Raw genomic sequence first — 4,976 nt, forward strand, 5'->3', positions numbered from 1 at the left:
CGGCGCTCACTGCGCAGCCGTTGGCGGCTTTGCCGCCTTACGGATGCGGCGTGCCCCTTGCGGGTAGTGAGCGCCTTTGGCAGTTGCAGGTTTCTAGGCATTTTCGGCGAGCGTACAGGCTTTCAAGTTTGTCATTGCGAGGAGGCCGGAGGCCGACGTGGCAATCTCGCAGTACCCGGCTGCATCGTGGGAAAGCTACCGGCGAAATCGCAACTGCCTTCCCGAGATTGCCGCGTCGCTTCGCTCCTCGCAATGACACATCAGGCGGGTGCAGCGGTAACAACGGTGCATCCTATCAAATTGGTGCTATTGATTGCCGCTTCGCGGGCGTGGCTGTCCCCGCCCCCACATTGATATGCGAAACTGCCCGCAACGAAATCTCCATTCACGAACAAAATAAACTGTAAAGGTATCGGTTTATGGCAAGAAAAAAGAAGGAACCCGAGCTCAAAAAGAATATTGACACGGCGCATGTCGAGGGCCTGCGGGCCGAGGTGCTCGAGCAGCCCATCACCGACACGCTGACCGGGAATTATATGCCCTATGCGATGAGCGTCATCGTCTCGCGCGCCATCCCGGAGATCGACGGCTTCAAGCCGTCACACCGGAAGCTGCTGTACACGATGTACAAAATGGGCCTGCTGAACGGCGGGCGGACAAAATCCGCCAACATCGTCGGACAGACCATGCGCCTGAACCCGCACGGCGACGCCGCCATCTACGAGACCATGGTTCGTTTGGCGCGCGGCAACGAGGCCCTGCTCACCCCGTTCGTCGACTCAAAGGGCAACTTCGGCAAGGTCTATTCCCGCGATATGGCCTACGCCGCCTCGCGCTATACCGAGGCGAAGCTCGACCCCATCTGCGCCGAGCTGTTCCGCGATATCGACAGCGAGACCGTCGATTTTGTGGATAACTACGACAACACCATGCTCGAGCCTGCTTTGCTGCCGACGACGTATCCGAACGTTCTCGTCTCGGCCAACATGGGCATCGCCGTCGGCATGGCCAGCAACATCTGCGGCTTCAACCTCCGCGAGGTCTGCAAGGCCACGGCCGCGTGGATCGGGAATCCAGAGTGTGACCTGCTCTCGGTCATGCCCGCGCCGGACTTCTCCACGGGCGGCGAGCTGCTGTATGACGCGGCGGAAATGGCGGAAATTTACCGCACAGGCCGTGGCAGCGTCCGCCTGCGCGCCCGTTGGCGCTACCAGAAGGAGGGAAATCTCATTGAAATTTATGAGATCCCCTATACCACGACGACGGAGGCCATCATCGACAAGGTCTCCGAGCTCATCAAGGCGGGCAAAATCCGCGAGATCTCCGACATGCGCGACGAGACCGACCTGTCCGGCCTGAAGCTCACGATCGACCTCAAGCGCGGCGTCGAGCCGGATAAGCTCATGCAGAAGCTCTTCCGCTCAACGCCGCTGCAGGACAGCTTCGCCTGTAATTTCAACATCCTTATCGCGGGCATGCCGCGCGTGATGGGCGTGCGCGAGATCATCGAGGAGTGGACGGCCTGGCGCACGGAGTGCGTCCGCCGCCGCCTGTTCTTCCAGAAGCGCAAAAAGAGCGAAAAGCTCCACCTGCTGCAGGGCCTGCGCCAGATTTTGCTGGACATTGACAAGGCCATCCGCATCATCCGCGAGACGGAGTCCGAGGCGGAGGTCGTGCCGAACCTGATGATCGGCTTCGGCATCGACGAGGTGCAGGCGGAGTTCGTGGCGGAGATCAAGCTGCGCAACATCAACAAGGAATACATTCTGCGCCGAACGCAGGAGGTCGACGCGCTGGCCGCCGAGATTGCCGAGCTGGAAAAGACGCTCGGCAGCGAAAAGCGCATCCGCCGCCTCATCGTGCAGGAGCTGGACGCCGTTGCCGCAAAATACGGCACGGACCGCCGCACCGTCATCGTGGAGGACGCGGCGGAGCTCGACCCGGAGCCGGAGGAGGAGACGCCCGATTATCCCGTGACGATCTTCGTTTCCCGCGAGGGCTATTTCAAGAAGATCACGCCGCAGTCGCTGCGCATGTCCGGCGAGCAGCGCTTCAAGGAGGGAGACGGCCTGCGCTTCTCGTGCGAGACGACGAATGCGGCGGAGCTGCTCGTCTTCTCGGACCGCTGCCAGGTCTATAAGGCGCGCTGCGCCGATTTTGACGACGGCAAGGCCTCGCTGCTCGGCGACTATCTGCCCACGAAGCTCGGCTTCGACGAGGGCGAGAGCGTCGCGGCCGTCTGCCTGCCCGGCGATTACAGCGGCAGCATGCTCTTCCTGTTCGCCAACGGTAAGGCGGCGCGCGTGGAGCTTTCCGCCTATCAGACGAAGTCCAACCGCCGCAAGCTGACCGGCGCCTACAGCGACCGCAGTGAGCTGCGCGGCATTTTCCTGCTGCAGGAGGATGTGCAGCTCGTGCTATACTCCACCGAGGGACGCGCCCTCATTCTGCAGACGGCCCAGCTGGCCCCGAAGACAACGCGCACGACGCTCGGCGTCGCTGTGCTCACGCTCCGGCGCAAGGCAGAGCTGGCCCGCGCCTGCCCGCTTGCCGAAAGCGGCATTGTGAACGAGTCGCGCTACCGCACCCGCACGCTCCCCGCAGCGGGCGCGCTGCTCCGCGAGGAGGATGCCGCCGAAAAGCAGCTCTCGCTCGAAGAGCTTTGATCCCGCATCCCCGGCCGGGCCGTCCGGCGCAAAAGAAAGAAGGAGGAACATCGCATGAAGGCCTTGAACCAGCAGAAGACCGAGTTACTTCGCAATATCCTGTTTATCACCTTAGGCAGTCTCCTCTACGCGCTGAATTTTGACCTGTTTCTGGAGCCGGGCGGCATCAGCAGCGGCGGCGTCTCCGGCATCGCCATGATCATCGTCTATGCCGCTCACCCGAAATTCCTGACGGTCGGCATTCTAAACGCCATGATCAACATCCCGCTGTTTCTCTGCGGCCTGAAAAAGATCGGACGGCATTTCTTCTTTGGCTCGCTCTACAGCACGGTGCTGACGTCCGTTTTCCTTGACCTGTTCGCCCGCATCCTGCCGGTCCCGGCCGTCGAGCCGCTCGTGGCGGCCCTGTTCGGCGGCGTGTTCATGGGCGTGAGCCTCGGCCTCGTGTTCCTGGGCAACGCCTCGACGGGCGGCGTCGACATCGTCGCGCGCCTGATGAAGCTGAAATTCCGCAATTTCCCCATCGGCAAGATCATCCTCTGCATGGACCTGACCATTGCTGTCATCACGGGCGTGGTCTACCGTGACTTCAACAACACGCTCTACAGCGTCATTGCCATGGTCGTCTCCTCCATGGCGCTCGACCGCGTCGTCTACGGCATGGATTATTCCAAGGTCGCGCTCATCATCACGGAGAAGTATGAGGCCATCGCCACGGCCATCGACGGCCAGCTCGACCGCGGTGTGACCCTGCTCAAGGGGCAGGGCTATTATAAGCGGCAGGACAAGATGGTCCTGCTCAGCGCCGTGAAGCGCAAGCAGCTCGCGGAGCTGAAGGAGCTGGTCATGGACATCGACCCGGACGCCTTCATCATCCTGCAGGATGCCCATCAGGTGCTGGGCGACGGCTTCAAGCGGTACGACCGAAATGAATTGTAAGGAAACGCCGCACAATTGCAGCTTCGGCCCTCGCCGGATATGCTCTCACTGAATTGTGCGGTGCTGCCGTAAAGCCAAAAAGGAGGATGCCGCCGTGCGGAATTTCATTGCCTGTCTGCTGCTGCTCGGCCTGCTGGCCGGGCTGTCCGCCTGCGGCGCGGACGACAGCTATCTCTCCGTCCGCACCCACGTTGAGCCGAGCATACCTGCAACGGAGACCCCGCAGCAGGAGGAGCCGCCCACGGCCGGCAACCGCAGCGAGCTGCGCGGCGCGATGCTTTCATTTGTCCGCAACTGGACAGAGCAGGGCGAGATCCGCATCTCGGGCTACAGCGGCGATCTCACCGCCGACCTGACGGAGACCGTGCGCTACATCACGCAAGAGGACCCCATCGGCGCCTACGCCGTGGACTATGCCGATGCGGAGCTGCGCGGCGACGCGCAGACCGGCACCGTCGAGGTCAGCATCGTGTTCCGCCGCTCTGCGGCGGAGATCGATGCTATCGTGACCGTGAGCGGCGTCAACGGCGCGCATGCGAAGATCCGGCAGGCGCTGGCTAATTTTGACGCGGCGCTGACGCTGCGCATCCGCAGCTATGAGGATGCGGACTTCTCCGGCTACATCCGCACCTACTGCCTCGAGCATCCGGACAGCGCCATGGCCCTGCCGGAGGTCTCGGCGGCCGTCTACCCGGAGACGGGCGAGACGCGCATTCTGGAGCTGCATTTTACCTACAGCCAGCCGCGCGACACGCTGCGCAGCATGCAGGCCGCGGTGAACACCATTCTGGACTCTGCCGCTGCCTATGTGGAGAGCGGCACGACGCCCCGGCGCTGCGCAGAGCTGTTGGCCCGCTTCCTGCTGACCCGCTTTACCTATACGACTGCGGAGGAGACGCCGGACATGCCTGCCTATGATCTGCTGAGCAGCGGGCGGGCGCACAGCCTGTCGTTTGCCTCGGTGTTCTATGCCGAGTGCACCCGTGCCGGGCTGGCGTGCCGTCTGGTCAGCGGCACGCGCGGCGGCGAGACGCACTGGTGGAACCTGCTGCAGCTCGAGGAAACGTGGTATGCTGTCGACCTGATGCGTTCCGTGGAGCAGGGCGGCGATTCCCTCGACCTGCTCGATCCCGCCGCGCTGCGGGACGAGGGCTATGACTGGGACGCGGAGGCCTATCCCTCCAATCCCGTGCCGGAGCCGGAGGAGCCGACGGAGCCATAGCGTAAAAAATTTCGACCTTTTGCAAAAAAGACTTGACAAATCGAGCCGATCCCGCTATAATGATTCCTGCAAATGCGGGTGTAGCTCATCTGGTAGAGCGCCACCTTGCCAAGGTGGAGGTAGCGAGTTCGAGCCTCGTCACCCGCTCC

General features: G+C 62.5%; 3 protein-coding genes and 1 tRNA gene. All 4 read left to right on the plus strand.

The window, feature by feature from the left end; all coding sequences use genetic code 11:
* Window positions 1-419: 419 nt before the first annotated feature.
* The gene (locus WMO66_RS01740) at window positions 420-2,666 is read left to right on the plus strand and encodes a DNA gyrase subunit A (RefSeq protein WP_349134690.1); all 2,247 of its coding nucleotides are present in this window, start codon (window positions 420-422) and stop codon (window positions 2,664-2,666) included.
* A gap of 54 nt (window positions 2,667-2,720) precedes the next feature.
* A complete protein-coding gene (locus WMO66_RS01745; RefSeq protein ID WP_349134691.1) occupies window positions 2,721-3,605 on the plus strand; it encodes a YitT family protein in 885 nt (294 codons plus the stop codon).
* A 94-nt stretch (window positions 3,606-3,699) separates the two neighbouring features.
* Window positions 3,700-4,827 carry a transglutaminase-like domain-containing protein gene (locus tag WMO66_RS01750; protein ID WP_349134692.1) on the plus strand — a complete coding sequence of 376 codons (1,128 nt, stop codon included), beginning with the start codon at window positions 3,700-3,702 and terminating at the stop codon, window positions 4,825-4,827.
* Between the two features lie 74 nt (window positions 4,828-4,901).
* Window positions 4,902-4,974: transfer RNA gene (locus WMO66_RS01755), tRNA-Gly, on the plus strand.
* Window positions 4,975-4,976: the final 2 nt, after the last annotated feature.

Source organism: Faecousia intestinalis (genome assembly GCF_040096185.1).
In the GTDB taxonomy this organism is placed as follows: Bacteria; Bacillota; Clostridia; order Oscillospirales; family Oscillospiraceae; genus JAZOXB01.

Bases quoted from the DNA above. Each gene is read 5' to 3' on its own strand.
- WMO66_RS01740 (WP_349134690.1), top strand. From the start codon at position 420: ATGGCAAGAAAAAAGAAGGAACCCGAGCTCAAAAAGAATATTGACACG.
- WMO66_RS01745 (WP_349134691.1), top strand. From the start codon at position 2,721: ATGAAGGCCTTGAACCAGCAGAAGACCGAGTTACTTCGCAATATCCTG.